We start from the raw sequence: 21,912 nt of genomic DNA, 5'->3' as shown, positions 1-21,912 counted from the left end.
CCAACGAGCCCACCGCCGACATCGCCGCGGAGGCCAACCCCGCAGTGTCCTGACGGACCGAGGTGAGCGCGATGTGCGCGAGCGCGGCGGGTTCGCTGTCGTCGTATCCGACGACCGAGATATCCTCGGGCACACGCACTCCGCGGCGTCGGAGCTCGGTGACCAGGCCGATGGCGGACCGGTCGTTGGCGGCGAACACCGCCGTCGGCGCGTCGTCGCCGTCGATGATCTCGTCGGCCACACGAGCCCCCGAGCGTTCGCTGTAGTCGCCGTCGAAGACGCGGACATGCTCGCGTAATCCGGCGGCGGCCATCGCGTCGTGGTAGCCGCGAAGTCGTTCGGCTGCACCGGAGTTCTCGCCGCCATCTAGATGCGCGATGGTGGTGTGCCCGAGGTCGATGAGGTGCTGGGTGGCCAGTTCGCCGCCGAGCCACTCGTCGGTGCCGACGGTCACCGCGTCGAGGTCGGGGATGCGTTCCCCGATGATCACCAACGGACCCGACACCGCGTCGAGCCGGTCGGCCCGATCAGGCCCGACAACGATGACGGCCGAACAGCTTTCGGCGAGTTCGGCCGTCACCCGATGCCGGCTGCGGCGTGGTCCGTAGAGACCGAGGACGAGCCGGTAGCCGGCACCGTCCGCGGCCTCGTACAGGTCGTCGACGAGGTCCCATTCGAACGGGCTTCGCGCGCTGAGGACCACGCCGACGTTCGTCACTCGGTGCGCCGCAATTCGTGGCTGAGAGTGTCGAGTTCGTCGCCGCCGGCCATCTGCTGGGTGAGCTCCTCGAGAGTGATCTCGTCGTAGGTGCAGTCCAGCTTCTGGCGACCACGGTTGAGCAACACGAAGTGATCGCCGACCATGTGCGCGTGATGCGGGTTGTGCGTGATGAACACGACGCCGAAGCCCTGGTCACGGGCGGCCGAGATGTAGCGCAGCACGGTGCCCGACTGCTTGACGCCGAGAGCGGCGGTGGGCTCGTCGAGGATCAGCACGCGCGCACCGAAATAGATGGCGCGCGAGATCGCCACACACTGACGCTGGCCGCCCGACAGGGAGCCGATCGGGGCGTCGACGTCGGGCAGGTCGATGCCCATCTTGAACAGCTCTTCCTTGGTGGTGGCGCGCATGGCCTGGATGTCGAGCATCCGGAACGGACCCTTGCGGATCTCCTGGCCGAGAAAGAAGTTGCGCCACACCGGCATCAGGCCGACGACGGCGAGATCCTGGTACACGGTGGCGATTCCACTGTTCAGGGCGTGCTTGGGCGAGTCGAACCGCGTCTCCTCACCGTCGACGAGGAGTTCACCGTCGGTCTGCTGGTGCAGGCCGGCCATGATCTTGATGAGCGTCGACTTGCCGGCGCCGTTGTCGCCGAGGACGCAGGTGACCTCACCGGCGTTGACACGCAGGCTGATGTCCTTGAGCGCGATGATCGCGCCGTAGGACTTGCCGACGTTACGCAGCTCGATCAACGGCACCTTGCCGTCGCTGGATTCGGATTCGGGTCGGGTTTCCACTGCTGAACTCATTGTCCGGTCACCTCTTTGCGGCGTAGTTACGGAAGGTGTTGTTGGCGATGACCGCGAACAGCAGCATCACACCCATGAAGAACTTGAACCAGTCGGGGTTCCAGCCGGCGTAGACGATGCCCTGATTGACCATGCCGTAGATGAAGGCACCGATGGCGGCACCCACTGCCGTGCCGTAGCCGCCGGTGAGCAGACAGCCGCCGACGACAGCCGCGATGATGTAGAAGAACTCGTTGCCGACGCCCTGGCCGGACTGCACGGTGTCGAAGGCGAACAGCAGGTGCATACCGACGAACCAGGCGCAGAACCCGACGAACATGAACATGCCGATCTTGACCGCGGTGACCGGAACACCCACGGCCCGAGCCGAATCCTGGTTACCGCCGACCGCGAAGATCCAGTTGCCGACGCGAGTCCGCATCAGCACCCAGGTGGCGACAAGGGTGAAGACGATCCACCACACCACGGTGATCCGCACCGAGACACCGAACAGTTCGAAGGACGACGCGAAGACCTTCTGCGCCGAGTCGTAGCCCTGCATGTCCGAGATCGACGGTGTCGCAACCTGACCGGTGACCATCTTGGTGACCGCGAGGTTGATACCGGTCAGCATCAGGAACGTGGACAACGTGATGAGGAACGACGGTATCTTCGTCTTCATCACCAGATAGCCGTTGAAGAAGCCCACGGCGAGCGAGCATCCCAGCGCGAGCAACGCACCCATCCACACGTTGAGGTGCAGATTGTAGGCGAGCATCGACGCCGCCAACGATGCGAAAGTCACTGCGACACCGGTCGACAGGTCGAACTCGCCGCCGATCATCAGCACCGCGACGCCGCAGGCCATGATGCCGATCGTCGAACTCGCGTAGAGGATGGTCGCGAGTGCCTCGGGCGTCCGGAAGGTGGGCGCCACGATGCAGAAGAAGATGAAGATGGCGATCGCGCCGAACAGGGCGCCGACCTCCGGCCGCACGAGCAGGCGCTGAACCGGCTTCTGCCGCTTGACCCGTTCGTCGGTGACCGGTTTGTGCGTACTCAGATCAAGATCTGCTTGGGTACTCATCGTGTGCCTGCCTTCGCATAGTCAGCGACCTTGCCGATGTTGGTGGAGTCGATGAATGCCGGTCCGGTGAGGACTGCCTGACCGCCGCCGATGGTGTTTCCGTTGGTGAGGTAGAGCCACAGCGAGTCGATCGCCAAGTAGCCCTGCAGATACGGCTGCTGATCGACGGCCCACTTGACCTGACCGCCTTCGATCAGCGGCACGAGGGCCGCGTTGGTGTCGAAGGTGACGACCTCGGCGTCAGAACCTGCATTGCCCTTGGACTGGACCGCCGTCTGCGCGATCGGGGCACCGAGGGTGACCACGGTGTCGATGGCCGAATCCTGTTGCAGCTTGGCGGTCATGGTCGCCTCGACCGACGGCATGTCCTTGCTGTTGACATACAAGATCTGGAACGAACCGCCGGTGAAGCCCTGTTTGACGCCGGCGCAACGGGATTCGAGAGCGACCTGGCCCTGCTCCTGGATCACGCAGAGCACATTCTTGCGGCCCTCCTTGGTGAGACGCTCGCCGACGGCGCGGCCCGCGATCGTCTCGTCCTGGCCGAAGTACTGCTGCACGCCCAGTTGCTGCCAGTCGTTGAAGCCGGAGTTGAAGGCCACCACCGGGATTCCGGCGGCGATGGCGTTGCGCACCGCCGGGGCCATGGCGTCGGGCTTGGCCAGTGTCACCGCGATACCGTCGACCTTGCTGTCGATGGCCGTCTGGACGAGGTTGGCCTGGTTGGGTGCCTCTGGGTCCGAGGAGTACTGGAGCTTGACGTTGTCCTTCTTGGCGGCCATCTCCGCGCCCTTGCGGATGAGGTCCCAGAACGAGTCGCCGGGAACCTCGTGCGTGATCATCGCAATGGTCAGCTCTTCGGTACCGGCGTTGCCGACGCCGGCGCCGTTCGCGGAGTCGTCGGGCTTGCCGCCGGTGGAAGAACACGCGGCCGCGGCCACCACGGCCGAGGCGAGAATCGCGACCAGGCCGACCGACCGGCCGGTGCGACGGCGCCGTGGGCGCTCTGTGGAGAACATCGTTGTCGATCCCTTCGATCCGTACGAGGAGTGTCGAGGGTGTCACTCCCACTGAGAAGATGTAATACCCGTCACACGGTGCGTGTCAAGACTTTGTCCAGACATTCAGATGAATTGGTTGGTCAGTGTCGCCCAACCGACACGTCACCGGCGTCCCTGGGGAGCCTCAGCGCACCCACGACCATCACGATCGTGAGCACCGCGAGCAGCAGGAACGCGAATCCGTACGGACCTGCCGGCAGCGCATCGGCCCCCAGGGAGGCGCCCACCGCCACGGCAACCGCCGCAGCCGCGACTCCGAGCGCTGCCGACAGTTCCTGAGCCGCAGCATGAAGCGCGTTGGCGTGTGGCAGTTCGTCGGGTCCGACGTCGGTGAACGCGAGGGTGTTGTACGCGGAGAAGCCGATGGAACGCAGCGCGCCGGAGACCACCAGCAGTGCCGCGATGATCCCGGTCGCGATCGCTGGACCGACGAAGGCCAGCGCGACGAATCCGGCGACCGAGATTGCGGTGTCGTACACGAGGACGCGTTTGATGCCGAGGACGCGCATCAGCGTCGTGGTGAACGGTTTGATCGCGAGATTTCCGACGAACAGTGCCGTAACCATCGCCCCCGCGGCGGTCGGCGACCAGCCGAATCGCACCTGGAACATGATCGGCACCAGGAAGGGCACGGCGGTGATGACGGCGCGGTAGAGAGACCCGTAGGACATCACCGACGCGAACGAATGATGCTGCAGTGCAGAGAGATCGAGCAACGGATCGGTGGCGCGACGCAGGTGGCGAATGGTCCATGCGCCGGCGAGTATCGCGATCGCGGCCCCGACTCCCACCACGACCCACCGCGGCGGCGACCCGGTCAGTTCGTGCGCGACCACCATGATCGCCGCGATGGCGATCGCCGAGCCCACGAGACCGGGCACGTCGAGCCGACGTGGCTGAACGGAAGTCTTGTCCGGTCGGCAGATGATGGCCGCGGCAACCAGCCCGACGACCCCGAGCGGCACATTGATGTAGAAGATGACGCGCCAGCTCCAATGGGTGACGATGAGCCCGCCCAGCACCGGTGCGACGACGGGCGCAACCAGCGCCGGCCAGGTGAGATAGGCGATCGCACGGACCAGGTCCGATCGGTCGACGGACCGCAGCACCGCCAGCCGACCGACCGGCACCATCATCGCCCCACCCGCGGCCTGGATCACCCGCGCAGCGATCAGCCAGCCCAGGCCCCCGGCCAGCGCACAGCCCAGCGAGGCGAGCGTGAACACGGCCATCGCGGTGAGGAACACCGGCCGCACACCCCACCGCTGCGCCGCCCACCCGCTGACCGGGATCACCACGGCCAGCGTCATCAGGTACGACGTGACCACCCCGGTCGCGTCGAGCGCCGACACCCCGAAGTCCGACGCAATCGCCGGGAGTGCGGTGACGACGATCGTCGCATCGAGGATCTCCATGAACATCGCCGACGCCCCGAGCAGCGCCAGCGCACGCGGAAACGTCGTGCGTTCGGCCGTTCTGTCCATGCCACCTCCTCGTTGACCGTGCGTCCCAAGCCGTTGACCGTGCGTCCCGATCTGTTGGCCACATCCCTGAACTGCGGATACCACCTGCTGGTTGAGTAGCGTCGCGCGAGCCTGCGAGCCCGGCGCGTATCGAAACCTCGCGAGCCAACGTTGTCGTCTCGCCAGGGGCTTCGAGGCTCGCAGGCTCGCGCCTCAGCCGGCGGAAGGGCACCCTTCGAGACGCACGGTCAACGGTCCACGACGCGCGGTCAGCGATTTGGGACGCACGGTCACCAAGGATCAGACGCGCACCGGCGACACCCACGTTCCCGAGCGCACCGACTCCGACATCGCGTCGAGCACTTCGGCGCTGCGAACGGCGTCAAGAATGTTCGCCCCGAGGCGCTCCGGCCCCGCGATCGACGCGCAGAAGCGGGCAGCCTCGATGACCTTGAGGTCGTCGTAGCCCATGGGATTTGCGGCCCCCGGCTGGAAGGCGGCGTAGTCGCCGGCACCAGGCCCGACGTAGCGGGTGGCGACCGATTGGTCCTGGTAGGCGCCCCCGGTGCCGACCTCGAGTTCGCCCATGCGGCGGTAATCCCAGCGCACGATTCCCTTGGTCCCGTGGATCTCGAAGCCGTAGGAGTTCTGTTCGCCCACCGACACCCGGCTGGCCTCGAGCACACACCGTGCGCCCGACGCCAAGCGCAGCTGCGCGCTCACGTAATCCTCGTTCTCGACCGGTCCGCGCTCACCGCCGACCGCGAGCTGGTGGCCTGCGGTCGCGCCCGTCGGCTTCGACCGTTCCGTGATGAACGTGGCGGTGTCCGCGATCAGCGAGTCGATGTCGCCGAGCAGGTACCAGACGAGATCGGCGCCGTGCGACGCGAGATCGCCGAGCACCCCGTTGCCGCCGCGGTCACGCGAATAGCGCCAGGTCAGCGCACCGTCCGGGTGGGCGGCGTAGTCGCTGAACAGGCGGAATCGGGCGTGGGTGATCTCGCCGATCTCCCCGGCCGCGATCATCTCGCGCGCAGCTTCGACCGCCGGCACGTTGCGGTAGTTGAAGCCGACAGCCGTCACCACACCGGCGTCCGACGCAGCGTCAGCCACTGCGCGGGCATCCGCCGCCGACAGCCCGACCGGCTTCTCGATCCACAGATGCTTACCCGCATTCGCAACAGCGACGCCGATCTCGCGATGCAGGAAGTTCGGTGCGGTCACGCTGACGGCCCGAATGGTGTTGTCGGCGATCACGTCTCGCCAGTCGGTGACGACCGATGCGACGTCGAACTGCTCGGCGGCGGCTTGAGCACGATCACCGAGTTCGTCGGCGATGACGGACAGTTTCGGCAGCGGCCGCAGCGTCGGATAGTGGTGTCGTACGCGTGCATAGGCCTGCGCGTGCACGCGGCCCATCCAGCCGAAACCGACGATGGCGACGGGGATGGTCAGGTGTGTGTCCGATGTCGGCGTTGCGATGTCGACGGCGGTGTCGATGGACATGCGCGTCGCTCCTCTCCCTATGGGTTCGTGGTCGTGTGACCGGAGACACGTCCATCATGCCAGGTAATAATGTCCTAACAAAGTCTTGACTTTGCGGTGTGGTGTGACGCACAGTAGATGCCATGAGCGGTTCCACCACCCAGCAACCAGCCCCCACCCCGATCTTCGACGTGCTGGCCATCGGCCGGAGTGGCGTCGACATCTACCCGCACCAGGTCGGCGTCGGCCTCGAAGAAGTCGAGAGCTTCGGCAAGTTCCTCGGCGGCAGCGCGGCGAACGTCGCCGTCGCCGCAGCCCGGCTCGGACGTCGCAGCGCGCTGATCTCCGGCGCGGGTGACGACGCGTTCGGTCGCTTCGTGCGCGCCGAACTGGCCCGGCTCGGCGTCGACAACCGGTACGTGCGGGTCGACGACGAGTACGCCACACCCGTCACCTTCTGCGAGATCTTCCCGCCCGACGACTTCCCGCTGTACTTCTACCGCAAGCCGACGGCCCCCGACCTGCAGGTCCGCGCCGACGAGATCGACACCGCCGCGGTGCACGACGCCCGCCTCTACTGGTCGACGGTGACCGGCCTCTCCGAAGAACCCTCCCGCGCAGCGCATTTCGCCGCCTGGGAAGCCCGCGGGCGCCAGTCACTGACCGTCCTCGACCTCGACTATCGCCCGATGTTCTGGCAGTCGCCCGCAGAGGCGACCACCCAGGTTCGACGCGCACTGCAGCACGTCACCGTTGCCGTCGGCAATCGCGAGGAGTGCGAGGTCGCGGTCGGCGAGACCGATCCGCAGCGCGCGGCCGACGCCCTGCTCGACCTCGGCGTCGAGCTGGCCATCGTCAAGCAGGGCCCGAAGGGAGTTCTCGGCAAGACCCGTCACGAGTCGGTCGAGGTTCCGCCGATCCCGGTCGACGTCGTCAACGGCCTCGGCGCAGGCGACAGCTTCGGCGGAAGTCTCTGCCACGGACTGCTCGCGGGCTGGCCGCTGGAGAAGATCCTCCGTCACGCCAACGCCGCCGGTGCGATCGTCGCCGGCCGCCTCGAATGCTCCACCGCGATGCCCACCGCCGTCGAAGTCGCCGATCTGGCCGATTCAGCCGAGCCCACCTCCCGCACCCAAGAGAGCGCCCATGTCTGACATCACCATCACCAGCCCTCCAATGACAACCCCCATGTGCTCCACATACGCCGAGGTCACCGCGGTCCGCACGCAGAATCCGGCCGCGATCGGCCAGGCCTGGGCCCGACGCCGGCCGCGCCCGACCGTGATCGGCGACGAGCGGCTCATGATCGTCGCCGCCGACCACCCCGCCCGCGGCGCGCTCGCCGTCGGCAACCGGCCGACCGCGATGAACAGCCGCACCGACCTCCTCGATCGACTGCGCACCGCGCTGGCCAACCCCGGCGTCGACGGCGTGCTCGCCACCTCCGATATCCTCGACGACCTGCTGCTGCTGGGCGCCCTGGAGAACAAGGTGGTCTTCTCGTCGATGAATCGCGGTGGCCTGGCCGGCGCGTCCTTCGAACTCGACGACCGCATGACCGCCGCGACCGCACGCTGGACCATCGACGCCGGTCTCAACGGCGCCAAGATGCTGTGTCGCGTCGACCTCGACGATCCGGGCACCCTGAACATGATGACCGCGTGTGCCGCTGCGGTCGACGAACTCGCCGCGGGCGGATCGATCGCCATGCTCGAGCCGTTCATGTCCAGCCGGCTCGACGGCAAGGTCCGCAACGACCTCTCGGCCGACGCCGTGATCAAGTCGATGCACATCGTGCAGGGACTCGGCTCCACCTCCGCCTACACCTGGCTCAAGCTTCCGGTGGTCGACGAGATGGAGCGCGTCATGGACGCCACCACCATGCCGACCCTGCTGCTCGGCGGCGACCCGCAAACCGCGCCCGACGAGACCTTCGCGAGTTGGGAACGCGCCCTGTCCATTCCGTCGGTGCGCGGTCTCATCGTCGGCCGCACACTCCTGTACCCGTCCGACGACGACGTGTCGACCGCGGTCGACACCGCCGTGAACCTGGTGAGCTGAGAGAGGGCCATGAACAGCAAGTGGTACATCCCGGCGGGCTCGGCGACCGCGCCGCTGACCGTCGACGTGACACCCGAATCCGCCGGATGGAGCGAATCATCGCTGTTCGTCGCCGAACTCGGTGCGGGCGAATCCCTCACCCGGACAACCGGACCCGACGAGATCATCGTCGTGCCGCTGAGTGGCTCCGCCAGTGTCGCATCCGGCGACACGACGTTCGAGCTGACCGGTCGCGCAAGCGTTTTCGACGGCCCGAGCGACTTCGCCTACGTCGGTCGCGATTCGGAGTTCACCCTCACCAGCAGTGCTGGTGGACGATTCGCTCTCTGCGGTGCCCGTGCGTCGAAGTCGTTGCCGTTCCGATATGTTCCCGCCGCTGACGTCCCCGTCGAACTGCGCGGGGCAGGCAACTGCAGTCGCCAGGTCCACAACTTCGGAACTGCCGACGCCTTCGAGGCCGACTCGATCATCGCCTGCGAGGTCATCACCCCCGGCGGCAACTGGTCGAGCTACCCGGCACACAAACACGACGAGAACTCCGACGTGGAGTCGCAGCTCGAGGAGATCTACTACTTTGAGATCTCTGAAGGACCCGACGGCACAGCCGGTTTCGGCTATCACCGCGTGTACGGCACCCCCGAGCGTCCGATCGAGGTCCTCGAGGAGGTCCGCAGCGGCGACGTGGTGCTGGTCCCGCATGGCTACCACGGACCGTCCATCGCCGCCCCCGGCTACCACATGTACTACCTGAACGTGATGGCCGGACCGGGCGACGAACGCGCCTGGCGCATCTGCGACGACCCGGCCCACACCTGGCTGCGCGGCAGCTGGGAACACCGGGAGATCGACCCCCGACTCCCCTTGCACGGCCCGGCCCGTTGATCGAGCCGGTACCGAGCCGCCCACGCTGATCGAGCCGGTACCGAGCGAAGCGAGGCACCGTGTCGAGATCACACAACCCGACAACCGACCCCACCCGAGAAAGAAGCAATCGTGGCACCGATCAACTCCGGACGCGCCGGCGGCGTCACCGGCGTGCGCACCCCACACGGTGAGTCGACGGTACGTCTGACCGTCTCCCAGGCGACCGTGCGGTTCCTCGCCAACCAGTACGTCGAACGCGACGGCGAACGCACCAAATTCTTCGCCGGCTGTTTCGGCATCTTCGGCCATGGCAACGTCGCCGGCCTGGGCCAGGCGTTGCTGCAGAACGAGATCGACGACGTCGAAGCTGCCGGCGCCGGGAGCGAAGCGAGCGGGCCGAATCGCCGCCGCGAGCCATCGCTGAAGTACGTGCTGGGCCGCAACGAACAGGCCATGGTGCACTCGGCGGTTGGGTACGCCCGCATGAAGGACCGGCTGCAGGCCTGGGCCGTGACCGCATCCGTCGGACCCGGCGCCACCAACATGCTCACCGGCGCCGCGCTGGCCACCATCAACCGTATTCCGGTGCTGTTGCTGCCCGCCGACACCTTCGCCACCCGCGCCACCGCGCCGGTGCTGCAGGAGCTCGAACTCCCGTCGTCGGGTGATGTCACCGTCAACGACGCGTTCAAGCCGGTGTCGCGCTACTTCGACCGCGTGTGGCGGCCCGAGCAGCTGCCGGGTGCACTGCTCGGCGCAATGCGCGTGCTGACCGATCCCGCCGAGACCGGCGCCGCGACGGTCGCCATCCCGCAGGATGTGCAGGCCGAGGCGTTCGACTGGCCGGAATCGCTGTTCGCGCAGCGCACCTGGCATATATCGCGTCCACTCCCGGAACGACGCGTGATCGCCGATGCCGCCGAGATCATCGCGTCGGCCAAGCGTCCACTCATCGTCGCCGGTGGTGGTGTCATCTACAGTGGCGCCACCGAGTCGCTCGCCCGGTTCTGCGAGCGCACCGGAATTCCGGTGGGCCAGAGCCAGGCAGGCAAGGGATCACTGCCCTACGATCACCCGCAATCGGTGGGCGCGATCGGCTCGACCGGCACCACCGCCGCCAATGCGCTTGCCGCCGAGGCAGATGTGGTGATCGGTATCGGCACCCGCTACAGCGATTTCACCACCGCGTCGCGTACCGCCTTCACCGGCGACGGTGTCCGGTTCGTGAACATCAATGTGGCGTCGCTGGATTCGGTCAAGCACAGTGGTTACAGCGTCGTCGCCGACGCACGAGAGTCGATCGATGCGCTCGACGAGCTGCTGGCCGACTACCAGGTCGACGCCGCCTACCGCGAGCGGGTCGGCACGCTGGCCCGCGAATGGGACGACATCGTGGAACAGGCCTACTCACCCACCGCCGTCGGCACCAACGTCGCGACCGGCGAGGAAGCCCTCACGCAAGGTTCGGTGATCGGTCTGGTCAACGAGACCTCCGACCCGCGCGACGTCGTCGTCTGCGCCGCGGGCTCCATGCCTGGCGATCTCCACAAGCTCTGGCGCACTCGCGATTCCAAGGGCTACCACGTCGAGTACGGCTACTCGTGCATGGGCTACGAGGTCGCCGGCGGGCTGGGCGTCAAGATGGCCTGCCCGGACCGAGACGTGTTCGTCATGGTCGGCGACGGGTCGTATCTCATGATGGCCACCGAACTGGTCACCGCGTTGCAGGAGAACCTCAAGGTCATCGTCGTGCTGGTGCAGAACCACGGGTTCGCGTCGATCGGTTCCCTCTCGGAATCGCTTGGATCGCAGCGGTTCGGCACCAACTACCGGTACCGCGGCGACAACGGCCGTCTCGAAGGTGGCACTCTCCCCGTAGACCTCGCGGCCAACGCGGCCTCGCTCGGTGCCGACGTCATCCGCGCCACCTCCGCGGCCGAGTTCACCGAAGCGATCAAGAAGGCCAAGGTCGCCGAGGTCACCACTGTCATCCACGTCGAAACCGACCCGATGATCGGCGCACCGGACAGCGAGTCCTGGTGGGATGTACCGGTTTCCGAGGTGTCGACGCTGGATTCGACCCAGCAGGCCTACGACGTCTACGCCCAGTGGAAGGCCGTCCAGCGGCCCTACTTCAACCCGACCAACCCTCAGGGAGAACAGTCATGACAGAACTCCGTGTTGCCGTCCTCGGCGTCGGCATGATGGGCGCCGACCACGTCGCCCGAATCACTCAGCGCACCAAGGGCGCTCGGGTCAGCGTCCTCAACGACTACTTCCCGGAGAAGGCCGAGCAACTCGCCGCGACCATCCCCGGGTGTCGGGTCATCAACGACCCGCTCGACGCGATCGCCGACCCCGAGGTGGACGCCGTCATCCTCGCCACCCCCGGTCCGACGCACGAGAAACAACTGCTCGCGTGTATCGAACACAACAAGCCGGTGATGTGCGAGAAGCCGCTGACCACCGACGTCGCCACGTCGCTCGAGGTGGTGAAGCGGGAGGCCGAGTCGGGCCGCAAGCTGATCCAGGTCGGCTTCATGCGCCGCTTCGACGACGAGTACGAACAGCTCAAGACGCTCATCGACAACGGCACGTTCGGGCAGCTGCTCGTCGCGCACTGCGTGCACCGCAATCCGGCCGTCCCACCGAGTTTCGACTCGGCGATGATCGTCAAGGACTCGCTCGTCCACGAGGTCGACGTGACGCGCTTCCTGTTCGACGAGGAGATCGCGTCGGTCCAGATCATCACCCCCGGCGCCAACCCGAATGCGCCCGAGGGACTGAAGGATCCGCAGATCGCGATCTTCACCACCAGCTCGGGCCGCCACATCGACGTCGAGTGCTTCGTCACCACCGGCGTCGCCTACGAGGTGCGCACCGAGGTGGTCGGCGAATTCGGTTCGGCCTTCATCGGACTCGACCAGGGCGGCGTTGTCCGTAAGCAGCGCAACCCGGTTCAATCGGATGCCGGCGCCGGGAGCGGAGCGAGCGGGCCGAATGGTAGCAGCGACGGACGCAAGATCGCCGGCATCTGGGGTGGCGACATCACCCCATCCTTCGTCGAACGCTTCGGCCGGGCCTACGACACCGAGATCCAGCGCTGGGTCAACGCCGTGCACGCCGGCACCAACGTCGACGGCCCGGGCGCCTGGGACGGCTACGCCGCCGCCGCCGTGTGCGCGGCCGGCGTCAAGTCCCTGGAAACCGGTGAGCCGCAGAAGGTCGAGATGGTCGACCGCGCGTCGCTCAGCTGAACAACCCAACTCAACCCACCCCCTGTATTACCCACCAAACGCAACCACCCCGCTCCCTGAGGTGCGAGGAGCGCTAGCGACGAGCCTCGAAGGGCGCTCGCACCACCACCCTTCGAGGCTCGCAAGCTCGCACCTCAGGGAGCGAAAACAGATCGCAAGCTCGCACCTCAGGGAGCGAAAACAGATCGCAAGCTCGCACCTCAGGGAGCGAAAGAACCCACACAGGAGTACCCCCATGTCTGCACCCGCCATCACCCGCACCGTCTCACACTGGGTGAACAACAAGGCGTTCCCCGGAACGTCGACCAACACCGCCCCGGTGACCAACCCGGCCACCGGCGAGATCACCAAGGATGTCGCGCTGGCCAACCTCGAGGACGCGCGCGCCGTCATCGACGCCGCAGCCGCCGCCTTCCCGGCCTGGCGCGACACCAGCCTCGCCAAACGCACCTCGATCCTGTTCAAATTCCGCGAGCTGCTCAACGAGCGCAAGGGCGAACTCGCGGAGATCATCACCTCCGAGCACGGCAAGGTCGTCTCCGACGCCCTCGGTGAGGTGTCGCGCGGCCAGGAGGTCGTCGAATTCGCCTGCGGTATCCCGCATCTGCTCAAGGGTGGGTACACCGAGAACGCCTCGACCAAGGTCGACGTCCATTCCGTGTACCAGCCGCTCGGCCCGGTCGGCATCATCTCGCCGTTCAACTTCCCGGCCATGGTCCCGATGTGGTTCTTCCCCATCGCGATTGCCGCCGGCAACACCGTCGTCCTCAAGCCGTCCGAGAAGGACCCGTCGGCATCGCTGTGGCTGGCAGCGCTGTGGAAGGAAGCGGGCCTGCCCGACGGCGTGTTCAACGTTCTGCAGGGCGACAAACTCGCCGTCGACGAGCTGCTGACCAACCCGTCGATCAAGGCCATCAGCTTTGTCGGCTCCACTCCGATCGCGCAGTACGTGTACGCCACCGGCACCGCCGCAGGTAAGCGCGTGCAGGCGCTGGGCGGCGCCAAGAACCACGCCATCGTGCTGCCCGACGCCGACCTCGACCTTGCTGCCGACGCTATGGTCAACGCCGGATTCGGTTCTGCCGGTGAGCGTTGCATGGCCATCTCGGCGTGCGTCGCCGTCGGCGACATCGCCGACGACCTCGTCGCCAAGATCGCCGAGCGCGCCAGGACCATCAAGACTGGCGACGGCACCAAGGATTCCGACATGGGTCCGCTGGTTACCAGGGTGCATCGCGACAAGGTTGCTTCGTACGTCGACGCCGGCGAAGCCGACGGTGCCACACTGGTTCTCGACGGCCGTACCGTGGAGGTGGATGGCGGGTCAGGGGCGAGCGAAGCGACGGGGGATTACACAGAAGGTTTCTGGCTCGGCCCGACGCTGATCGACAACGTCACCACCGACATGAGCGTCTACACCGACGAGATCTTCGGCCCGGTGCTCTCCGTCGTGCGCGTCGACTCCTACGACGAGGCCATCGACCTCATCAACGCCAACCAGTACGGCAACGGCACCGCGATCTTCACCAACGACGGTGGCGCCGCACGTCGGTTCCAGAACGAGGTCGAGGTGGGTATGATCGGCATCAACGTGCCGATCCCGGTTCCCATGGCCTACTTCAGCTTTGGTGGCTGGAAGGCGTCGCTGTTCGGCGACACCCACGCCCACGGCACCGAGGGTGTGCACTTCTTCACCCGCACCAAGGCCATCACCACCCGCTGGCTCGACCCGAGCCACGGCGGCCTGAACCTGGGCTTCCCGCAGAACGCCTGAGGACACACACAGAACTCCCATCTACACACGAGATCCCTTGTGTAGATGGGAGTTTTCGGTGTGCCCTCTGACCGTCAGGCGGCCAGCAAACCGAACTGGTCCAGCCATTCCCGGACCATCGCCGCCACCTTGAAGTCCTTCAGGTCTGCCCAGATCCAGCGGATCACCATCACGCCTATCCGGCGCAGCGCGTCTTCGCGAATCTTCTCCCGCTTCATCGCATCGAAAGGCGATTCCCCTTTTCGGAGATCACCCTGATACTTGCGCATGCCGTCGAACTCCGCGACCAACTTGCCCGACCATGCGTAGTCGCATCGACCGATGAACTCGCCCTCCCTGTCGTGGAATTCCTGTTGCAGGTCAGGAATCGGCAGACCGTCGTCGATGATCTGGCCGCGGCCCCATGACTCGCCCGCATTCTCCGATTTCCCATTTGCGTAGTGGAGACCGCGTCGTCCGATGAGTACGCCCGGCCGGTAACTCTCGAGCTTGCCGGCCATCACGTCGCGATCGGCCCCGAGCCGCAAAGCCGAGTCGAACACCGCCAAGGCCTCATAGAAGCCTCGCGAGCACGCGATGCTGACCGCCGTCTGCTCGAGGGAAGTCACCTTCACGCCTTCCACGGTCACCACGTCGGCGGCGTCGAGCGGTCCGGAGTGGATGTGCTTGCGTTTGTCGATACGGCCACCGGACTTCAGCCCGCTGGCCACATGCACCTTGTTCCACCGCGCATTGAGTAGCGACAGTCCATGCAGGACTGCGGCCGATTCGTCGGCCAGCGCTGTCGATCCACCGCTGGGCGTTCCCGCGGCGATCGCCGTTCGTTTGTGTCGTTCTTCGCGCGTGAGCGTCTGTTTCGGCAGGAACGCACCGGGCCAGATGCGCTCGATCTGTTTGTTCTCGACCGCCCTCGCGAGCTGATTGTCGGTGAACCCGCGGTCGATGGCAGTCTGGCGGAAGATGATGCCGTTGGCGTCAGTGGGAAATGTCTGCATACCAGGTTGGACGCAGGCGACCCGAATCCGGTTCCATCGCGTTTCCGCACACACAGAACTACCATCTACACACGGGATCTCCTGTGTAGATGGTAGTTCTGTGTGTGGACCTCAGAGCCGAACCGTGATCCCCTCGACGGCGCTCCGACGCGCGGCGTCGAGTACCTCCAGCACGGCAATACCCTCCGACGCCGGAACCGGCTGTGGCGCAGCATGGTCGACGGCGGCGGCGAAGCGGCGATAGTACTCGTCGTAGCGCCCCTGGGCCGACGGAATCACCTCGGCGCCGGCGGCGGTGTAGACCGCGCCAAGCCGAGTCGGGTCTTCGAACCCCCACGCGGAGAGGTCATCCGCCGGGCGCTTACCCGACTTGATCTGATCCACTTGCGCGTCAGTGCCGTCACTGGCGTACGTGCCCAGCGACCCGTAGATGCGCCACTGCCGTGCCGCGATGTGGTTGATCTTGCTCGCGCTCACCGTCGAGTAGACGCCAGACCGGTGGGTCATCGACACAGCGAAGCCACAATCCGTGCGACCCTCGCGCTGATCGACGACGTCGAGATGCGCAGACACCGACTCGGCCGGCCCGAACAGCACCAGCATCTGGTCGACGAGGTGCGCGCCGAGGTCGCGGAGCAACCCGCCCGAGGGACCTGCGTCGAGGCTGCCAGGCTCGTCCAGGTCGAAACGCGACTCGCATCGCCACACCTGTCCGAGCTTGGGCAGCACGTCGGCGATGGTGGTGAGGTCGGCGTCGAAGCGACGGTTGTGGAAGACACTGAGCAGGACGCCGGCACGCTGCGCGGCGTCGGCCAGTTCCCGACCACCCGCCGCGTCGGGCGCGAACGGCTTGTCGGCGACGACGTGGACGCCGCGACCGATGGCCTCCAGGACGAGGTCGTGTCGGGTGTCCGGCGGCGTGGTGATGGTGACCGCGTCTACGCCCGCGTCGAGGAGGTCGCCGAGGGTGTCGTACACGGCGACACCGGGCAGGTCGGAGGCCACCTCACGCCTACGATCGGGGTTGCGCGTCACTACCCCGACGAGATCGATCTCTTCGACCGCCGCGATGTAGGGAGCGTGAAAAAGCCGTCCACCGGCACCGTATCCGACCAGCCCAAGACGCATCGTCAACTCCTTTGTCCTGACATGTGTGGTCGATCCTAGGCGTGCCACGTCGGCAGATCAACGGTTCACCTCCTAGCGACGAGCATCACAAACTAATTTGACAGTTTGTTAGGACATATAGCCGTCATGCGCTATGCTGACCTGTGACGGCGATCACCACAGCGCGTCGAAGTAACGCACAAGGAGTTTTCCGATGACCACTGCCGAGAGTCCCCGAACTATCACCGACCATTCCAAGCTGCCGCCGCTGGGCCACGGGCCCTTCCGGCGGCGCCTGCATTCCGTCGCGCTCATCGCGACACTGGGCGGTCTGCTGTTCGGCTACGACACGGGCGTCATCAACGGCGCACTCGAGCCGATGAAAGAGGAGCTGGGACTCACGGCCTTCACCGAAGGCGTGGTCACCAGCTCCTTGCTTTTTGCCGCGGCATTCGGCGCGATGATCGGCGGACGCGTCGCCGACAAGCTGGGCCGACGCCAGACCATCGTCGGCCTGGCCGTCCTGTTCCTCCTCGGCACCATCACCTGCGTCTTCTCGCCCGGCTTCGGCGTCATGGTGATCGGCCGCATCATTCTGGGCCTCGCGGTCGGCGGCGCGTCGACCGTCGTCCCGGTCTATCTGGCCGAGGTTGCCCCCTACGAGATCCGCGGTTCGCTGGCCGGCCGCAACGAGTTGATGATCGTCGTCGGACAGCTGGCCGCCTTCGTCATCAACGCCATCATCGGCAACGTCTGGGGTGAGCACGAGGGCGTGTGGCGCTACATGCTCGCGATCGCCGCGTTGCCCGCAATCTGCTTGATGGTCGGCATGATTCGCGTGCCGGAGTCACCGCGTTGGCTGATCTCGCAGGGCCGACGCGACGAAGCCTACGAGGTGCTCTCCACCATCCGCAGCCAGCAGCGCGCCCGCGCCGAGGTCGACATGATCGCCGAGGTCAAGGAACTCGAGGAGAAGCAGGTCCACGGCACCTGGAGCGCGATCCGCGACAGCCGATGGGTTCGACGAATCGTGTTGGTGGGCATCGGACTTGGTGTCGCCCAACAGCTGACCGGCATCAACGCGATCATGTACTACGGCCAATCGGTGCTCAAGGATGCCGGTTTCACATCCAACGCGGCGTTGATCGCCAACATCGCACCCGGCATCATCGCGGTCGTCGGCTCGGCAACCGCACTGTGGCTCATGAATCGCATCAACCGACGCACCACGCTGATCGTCGGCTACGCCTCCACCACCACGTTCCACTTCCTCATCGGTATCGCTTCCCTCGCGATCCCCGAAGGCAATTCGATCCGGCCGTACGTTCTGCTGGTCCTGATCGTCGGCTTCGTCGGCTCGATGCAGACCTTCCTCAACGTCGCCACCTGGGTGCTGCTGTCGGAGATCTTCCCGCTGCAGATCCGCGGACTCGCGATCGGCATCTCGGTGTTCTGCCTCTGGATGACCAACGCCTTCCTCGGCCTGTTCTTCCCGACCATCGTCGAGGCCATCGGCATCACCGGAACGTTCTTCATGTTCGGCATCATCGGGCTGTTCGCCCTCGCCTTCGTCTACACCCAGGCCCCCGAAACCCGTGGCCGGACACTGGAAGAGGTCGAAGAGGACGTCACCACCGGTGCGATCTACACCCATCACCTACGGGGGAAGATCCACTCCTGACGTCGCAAGCGAACTTTGCGCGGTAGAAAGTACACCAACGTCACGTTGGTGTACTTTCCCGTCTGCGACGATTGCGCCGAAATCTGCCCGCGCCGACACCCGCGCGAGTCGACCCTCTCCCCTGTTCGACCACCGCTGGACGGACGCCTCGACTAGGCTCTCCGAGGCAGGTCAGAGCACGAGAGCAGGAGACGATGTCGGAGCGCATCGCCGATCATGCGCACCCACGGCAGGTGCGTCTGTCGATGCTGGGTGCCCTGCGCTTGGACATGGATTCGCAACCCGCCGAGCTCGGCGCCCGCGGCCAACGGGCCGTGCTCGCGCGACTGATCGCCGCGGGTGGCCACGTGGTGTCGACGGACCGGCTGATCGACGACCTCTGGAACGGTGAACCGCCACCGAAGGCACTGGCCAGTCTGCAAGCCCACATCTCCAACCTGCGTCGACTCCTCGAACCCGACCGCCCACCTCGCGCACCCGCTCGCTTGCTGGTCAGCGAACCGCCCGGCTACGCGCTGCGGCTGCCACGCGAGGCCGTCGATGTCTGGGAGTTCGACGATCTGGTCACCGAGTCCGGAAGCACCGCGGCCGATCGCCACCGACGGCTGACCCAAGCGCTCGACCTTTGGACCGGCGAACCGTACGGCCCGTACGCAACACAGGCGTGGGCGGTCCCCGAGGTCACCCGCCTCACCGAACTGCGCATGACCGCACTCGAACAACGAGCTTCCGCGGCCCTCGACCTGGGCCGGCCCGACGAAGTGGTCGCCACGCTCCCCACTCTGTGCGCCGACCATCCGACGCGCGAAGAACTGTTCCGGCTCCTCGCACACGCTCAATACCAACTCGGCCGTCAGGCCGACGCCATGGACACGCTGCGCGCCGTACGCACCTATCTCGCCGACGAACTCGGCGTCGATCCCGGACCGGCCATCGGTCAACTCGAACAAGCGATCTTGCGACACGACCCGGCGTTGCGCGCGTCAGTCGTGACGCGCACCCCGGTTCCGCTTGAAGTGTCACCACCCGAAACCGAACCCCCAGAGCCTTCCCCTCTGCAACCTGCCGGGCGAGAAACCGAACTCGAGAAACTTGCCGAGCACGCGCGCACCGCGACCGAGACCGGCCTACGTGTCGTCTGGGTCACCGCCGAGGCCGGTGGCGGCAAGTCCACTCTCGCACAGACTTTCGCCGACAGTCTTCGCGGCCAGGGGTGGTCCACCGCTGTCGGGCACTGCCCCGAGGTCGACGGCGCGCCGGCGGCGTGGGCATGGCGCGAGGTCCTCGAGGGTCTCGACACCGATCATGACGTCGAGGACCCGTTTCAGTTGGCGCGACGTGTGGTCACCGCCGTCGAAAAGCCGGCCGGCGGCGTGCTCCTCGTTCTCGACGACGTGCACCGCGCCGACAGCGCCACCTTGCAGATCTTGCGGCAGGCCGTGACCTGGATGGCACGCCGCCCAGTACTGGTACTGGCCACATACCGACCGTCGGAAGCCGAGTCGGAGCTCCTCGCCACCGTGGCGTCACTGGTGGCGGTGACCGCGGATCTGATTGCACTGCAGGGATTGTCCGACGCCGGGATCGAAGACATCGCGCGATCTGTCGGGCTCTGGCCACTCGACACACCCACCTTCGACCTGCTCCGCGACCGCACCGACGGCAATCCCCTCTTCGTCCGGGAACTGGCCAAACTGGTCGCTTCCCGTGGACCGCGACAAGCCTTGATGTCGGTACCGGTGGGCGTACGAGAAGTGTTGCTGCGTCGCATCGACCGGCTACCCCCGGAGACCGCGTCGATGCTGCGGCTGGCCGCGGTCTGCGGTCGGTACGCCGACATCGACCTCCTGGTCGCACTCTGGCCAGGTGACACCGACACGGACACAGAAGATGTGGTCCTCGATGCCATCGACTCCGCCGTCGTCGCAGGCCTGCTCACCACCACCGTCGATCGGATCCGGTTCAACCACGTCCTCGTCCGCGACGCCGCGTACGACGCCATACCGGCACTACGTCGGCGTCGAATTCATTGGCAGACCATGCAGATCCTGCGATCCCGCCCGCACCACGACCCCGACGAACTCGCCCACCACGCCTGGCTGGGCGCCGGGACGACAACCGCAGTCGAAGCCCTCACCATGGTGGAACCTGCTGCCCAGCAGCGCTTTGCCACGGCGTTCAAGGGCGACTCGCTGACGTTGTGGCGTGCCAGCGTCGAACTCCATCGAATGGCCGGGCACGACCATCCCACCGCCGACGCCGCCGACCGTATCGCCCTGATCGACTCGATGCGCAATCTGGTCACCGCGTACGCCTACCAGGGCCACGTCACCGACGCCCGCGCACTCCGTAACGAGGCCTTGGGTCTTGCGCAGGCGATGGACGAACCGCGGGTCGTTCTGGATGTCCTGACCTGCTGGCGCACACCACACATCTGGACCACCCGACCCCACGGTGCCGCGGATCCGATCATGACGAGCGCCGTACTCGAGATGCTGCCCACCACAACAGGGGTCGACCGAATCAGGCTCCTGGTCACTGCTGCTTTGGAGTTCGAGGGCAACGACCAGGACAACGCTGTCCGTTATGCGGCAGAGGCGGTGAGCTTGGCGCGCCAGATCGGCGACCTGGAACTCGAGTGCGCGGCCCTCAACGCCCAGGTGTTCACTCACCTCGGCCCGGACTCACGGGTGGAGTTCCCGGTTGTCGCCGCCGATTTCCTTAGCGCAGCAAAGGAACTCGGCGATCTTGCCTACATCGCTACCGCCCACTGGGGCATGTTCCAGGCACTCAGCGCCGAGGGTGATCTGCCCGGTGCGGTGGCGCAAATGAACAGCGGTCTGCGCAGCGCAACCAGCGGACGCGTAGGCGAAATGGTCGTTGTCCTGTCCGTCTACAACGCCGTGCTGGATGCTCTCCGCGGCGACCTCGACGCGGCAACACGAAGCTACCAATCGGCGTCGAAAACCCTGATCGACGCGGGCCTTCCCAACGGCGCAGACCTGTTGCTGCTCAGCCGAATCCTGGTCGCCTGGTACCAAGGCTCCCTCGCACACCTCATCGACGACCTCCTCGAGCTGTACACCCGCGTCCCCGACCGCATCGGCTGGGTCTACGCCGTCGGACTCATCGACGCCGGCCGAACCGCCGAAGCCCACGTCATCGCGGAGCTGAAACCCCAACCGCTGCGCGACTATTACTGGTCGGCGCTGGAGGTCTTCCACGCCCGCGCGCTGGTCCGCCTCGGCCTGGTCGACGAAGCGCGCGAACTCTACGCCGAGCTCTCCGAGTACACCGGCACCATCGCCGGACTCAACTCCGGCAGTGTGGCTTTCGGTCCGATGGACGTCGTGCTCGCCGAACTCGCCGACCTCATCGGCAAACCCGATGCCGCCGAACGCCATCGGGCGATGGTCGTCGAGGTGGAAGAGAAGATCCGGCGGGGGCTCGCCGAGGTCGATCAGATGCGTTGAGTACCTCCGCTGATCGAGCCGACACCGAGCCGCCAGGCGAGGCGTCGTGTCGAGATCACACCAACCCTCCATCCGCTCCCTGAGGTGCGACG

General features: G+C 66.2%; 16 protein-coding genes. 8 read left to right on the top strand and 8 right to left on the bottom strand.

Annotated elements, in window-relative coordinates; genetic code table 11:
- The 6 genes from ABZW74_RS04420 to ABZW74_RS04395 all read right to left on the bottom strand — a co-directional run.
- Nucleotides 1–718: substrate-binding domain-containing protein (locus tag ABZW74_RS04420; protein ID WP_355274306.1), on the bottom strand; the 718-nt coding region annotated here is incomplete at its 3' end.
- Entirely contained in the window at nt 715–1,533 is an 819-nt protein-coding gene (locus ABZW74_RS04415; protein ID WP_240856810.1) for an ATP-binding cassette domain-containing protein, read from the bottom strand. The genes ABZW74_RS04415 and ABZW74_RS04420, both read right to left, overlap by 4 nt.
- A gap of 7 nt (nt 1,534–1,540) precedes the next feature.
- Entirely contained in the window at nt 1,541–2,599 is a 1,059-nt protein-coding gene (locus tag ABZW74_RS04410) for an ABC transporter permease (RefSeq protein ID WP_240856809.1), read from the bottom strand.
- Entirely contained in the window at nt 2,596–3,618 is a 1,023-nt protein-coding gene (locus ABZW74_RS04405) for a substrate-binding domain-containing protein (RefSeq protein ID WP_240856808.1), read from the bottom strand. The genes ABZW74_RS04410 and ABZW74_RS04405 overlap by 4 nt, the downstream gene beginning before the upstream one ends.
- 122 nt (nt 3,619–3,740) lie before the next feature.
- A complete protein-coding gene (locus ABZW74_RS04400; RefSeq protein ID WP_355274301.1) occupies nt 3,741–5,144 on the bottom strand; it encodes an MFS transporter in 1,404 nt (467 codons plus the stop codon).
- A 279-nt stretch (nt 5,145–5,423) separates the two neighbouring features.
- Entirely contained in the window at nt 5,424–6,629 is a 1,206-nt protein-coding gene (locus ABZW74_RS04395) for a Gfo/Idh/MocA family oxidoreductase (protein WP_240856806.1), read from the bottom strand.
- 122 nt (nt 6,630–6,751) lie between these two features.
- Between ABZW74_RS04395 and iolC the strand changes: the two genes are divergently transcribed.
- The 6 genes from iolC to ABZW74_RS04365 all read left to right on the top strand — a co-directional run bounded on the left by iolC (nt 6,752) and on the right by ABZW74_RS04365 (nt 14,564).
- On the top strand, nt 6,752–7,762 hold the full coding sequence (gene iolC / locus ABZW74_RS04390) for a 5-dehydro-2-deoxygluconokinase (RefSeq protein WP_355274299.1): 1,011 nt from the start codon (nt 6,752–6,754) through the stop codon (nt 7,760–7,762).
- The gene (locus ABZW74_RS04385; RefSeq protein ID WP_240856804.1) at nt 7,755–8,669 is read left to right on the top strand and encodes an aldolase; all 915 of its coding nucleotides are present in this window, start codon (nt 7,755–7,757) and stop codon (nt 8,667–8,669) included. The genes iolC and ABZW74_RS04385 overlap by 8 nt, the downstream gene beginning before the upstream one ends.
- Before the next feature lie 9 nt (nt 8,670–8,678).
- Nucleotides 8,679–9,551: a 5-deoxy-glucuronate isomerase gene (gene iolB, locus ABZW74_RS04380; protein WP_355274295.1), complete on the top strand. Its 873-nt coding sequence runs from the start codon at nt 8,679–8,681 to the stop codon at nt 9,549–9,551.
- 111 nt (nt 9,552–9,662) lie between these two features.
- Nucleotides 9,663–11,702 carry a 3D-(3,5/4)-trihydroxycyclohexane-1,2-dione acylhydrolase (decyclizing) gene (gene iolD / locus ABZW74_RS04375; protein WP_355274291.1) on the top strand — a complete coding sequence of 680 codons (2,040 nt, stop codon included), beginning with the start codon at nt 9,663–9,665 and terminating at the stop codon, nt 11,700–11,702.
- A complete protein-coding gene (locus ABZW74_RS04370) occupies nt 11,699–12,790 on the top strand; it encodes a Gfo/Idh/MocA family oxidoreductase (protein WP_355274289.1) in 1,092 nt (363 codons plus the stop codon). Before iolD ends, ABZW74_RS04370 begins: the two co-directional genes overlap by 4 nt.
- A 235-nt stretch (nt 12,791–13,025) precedes the next feature.
- Entirely contained in the window at nt 13,026–14,564 is a 1,539-nt protein-coding gene (locus ABZW74_RS04365) for a CoA-acylating methylmalonate-semialdehyde dehydrogenase (RefSeq protein WP_355274286.1), read from the top strand.
- 74 nt (nt 14,565–14,638) lie between these two features.
- Here the strand turns inward: ABZW74_RS04365 and ABZW74_RS04360 are convergent, their stop codons facing one another.
- Both ABZW74_RS04360 and ABZW74_RS04355 read right to left on the bottom strand, forming a co-directional pair.
- A complete protein-coding gene (locus ABZW74_RS04360) occupies nt 14,639–15,559 on the bottom strand; it encodes a hypothetical protein (protein WP_355274283.1) in 921 nt (306 codons plus the stop codon).
- A gap of 111 nt (nt 15,560–15,670) precedes the next feature.
- On the bottom strand, nt 15,671–16,687 hold the full coding sequence (locus ABZW74_RS04355; RefSeq protein ID WP_355274281.1) for a Gfo/Idh/MocA family oxidoreductase: 1,017 nt from the start codon (nt 16,685–16,687) through the stop codon (nt 15,671–15,673).
- A 193-nt stretch (nt 16,688–16,880) separates the two neighbouring features.
- On the opposite strand from ABZW74_RS04355, the gene ABZW74_RS04350 reads away from it, so the two are divergent.
- A complete protein-coding gene (locus tag ABZW74_RS04350; protein WP_355274278.1) occupies nt 16,881–18,347 on the top strand; it encodes a sugar porter family MFS transporter in 1,467 nt (488 codons plus the stop codon).
- Between the two features lie 194 nt (nt 18,348–18,541).
- On the top strand, nt 18,542–21,820 hold the full coding sequence (locus ABZW74_RS04345) for a BTAD domain-containing putative transcriptional regulator (RefSeq protein WP_355274276.1): 3,279 nt from the start codon (nt 18,542–18,544) through the stop codon (nt 21,818–21,820).
- Nucleotides 21,821–21,912: the final 92 nt, after the last annotated feature.

This window comes from Gordonia sp. NPDC003585, assembly GCF_040610755.1.
In the GTDB taxonomy this organism is placed as follows: Bacteria; Actinomycetota; Actinomycetes; order Mycobacteriales; family Mycobacteriaceae; genus Gordonia.
This window is presented reverse-complemented; position numbering and strand designations above follow the sequence as displayed.

Coding starts and splice junctions, on each gene's coding strand:
- ABZW74_RS04415 (WP_240856810.1), bottom strand. CDS start 1,533: ATGAGTTCAGCAGTGGAAACCCGACCCGAATCCGAATCCAGCGACGGC.
- ABZW74_RS04410 (WP_240856809.1), bottom strand. CDS start 2,599: ATGAGTACCCAAGCAGATCTTGATCTGAGTACGCACAAACCGGTCACC.
- ABZW74_RS04405 (WP_240856808.1), bottom strand. CDS start 3,618: ATGTTCTCCACAGAGCGCCCACGGCGCCGTCGCACCGGCCGGTCGGTC.
- ABZW74_RS04400 (WP_355274301.1), bottom strand. CDS start 5,144: ATGGACAGAACGGCCGAACGCACGACGTTTCCGCGTGCGCTGGCGCTG.
- ABZW74_RS04395 (WP_240856806.1), bottom strand. CDS start 6,629: ATGTCCATCGACACCGCCGTCGACATCGCAACGCCGACATCGGACACA.
- iolC (WP_355274299.1), top strand. CDS start 6,752: ATGAGCGGTTCCACCACCCAGCAACCAGCCCCCACCCCGATCTTCGAC.
- ABZW74_RS04385 (WP_240856804.1), top strand. CDS start 7,755: ATGTCTGACATCACCATCACCAGCCCTCCAATGACAACCCCCATGTGC.
- iolB (WP_355274295.1), top strand. CDS start 8,679: ATGAACAGCAAGTGGTACATCCCGGCGGGCTCGGCGACCGCGCCGCTG.
- ABZW74_RS04370 (WP_355274289.1), top strand. CDS start 11,699: ATGACAGAACTCCGTGTTGCCGTCCTCGGCGTCGGCATGATGGGCGCC.
- ABZW74_RS04365 (WP_355274286.1), top strand. CDS start 13,026: ATGTCTGCACCCGCCATCACCCGCACCGTCTCACACTGGGTGAACAAC.
- ABZW74_RS04360 (WP_355274283.1), bottom strand. CDS start 15,559: ATGCAGACATTTCCCACTGACGCCAACGGCATCATCTTCCGCCAGACT.
- ABZW74_RS04355 (WP_355274281.1), bottom strand. CDS start 16,687: ATGCGTCTTGGGCTGGTCGGATACGGTGCCGGTGGACGGCTTTTTCAC.
- ABZW74_RS04350 (WP_355274278.1), top strand. CDS start 16,881: ATGACCACTGCCGAGAGTCCCCGAACTATCACCGACCATTCCAAGCTG.
- ABZW74_RS04345 (WP_355274276.1), top strand. CDS start 18,542: ATGTCGGAGCGCATCGCCGATCATGCGCACCCACGGCAGGTGCGTCTG.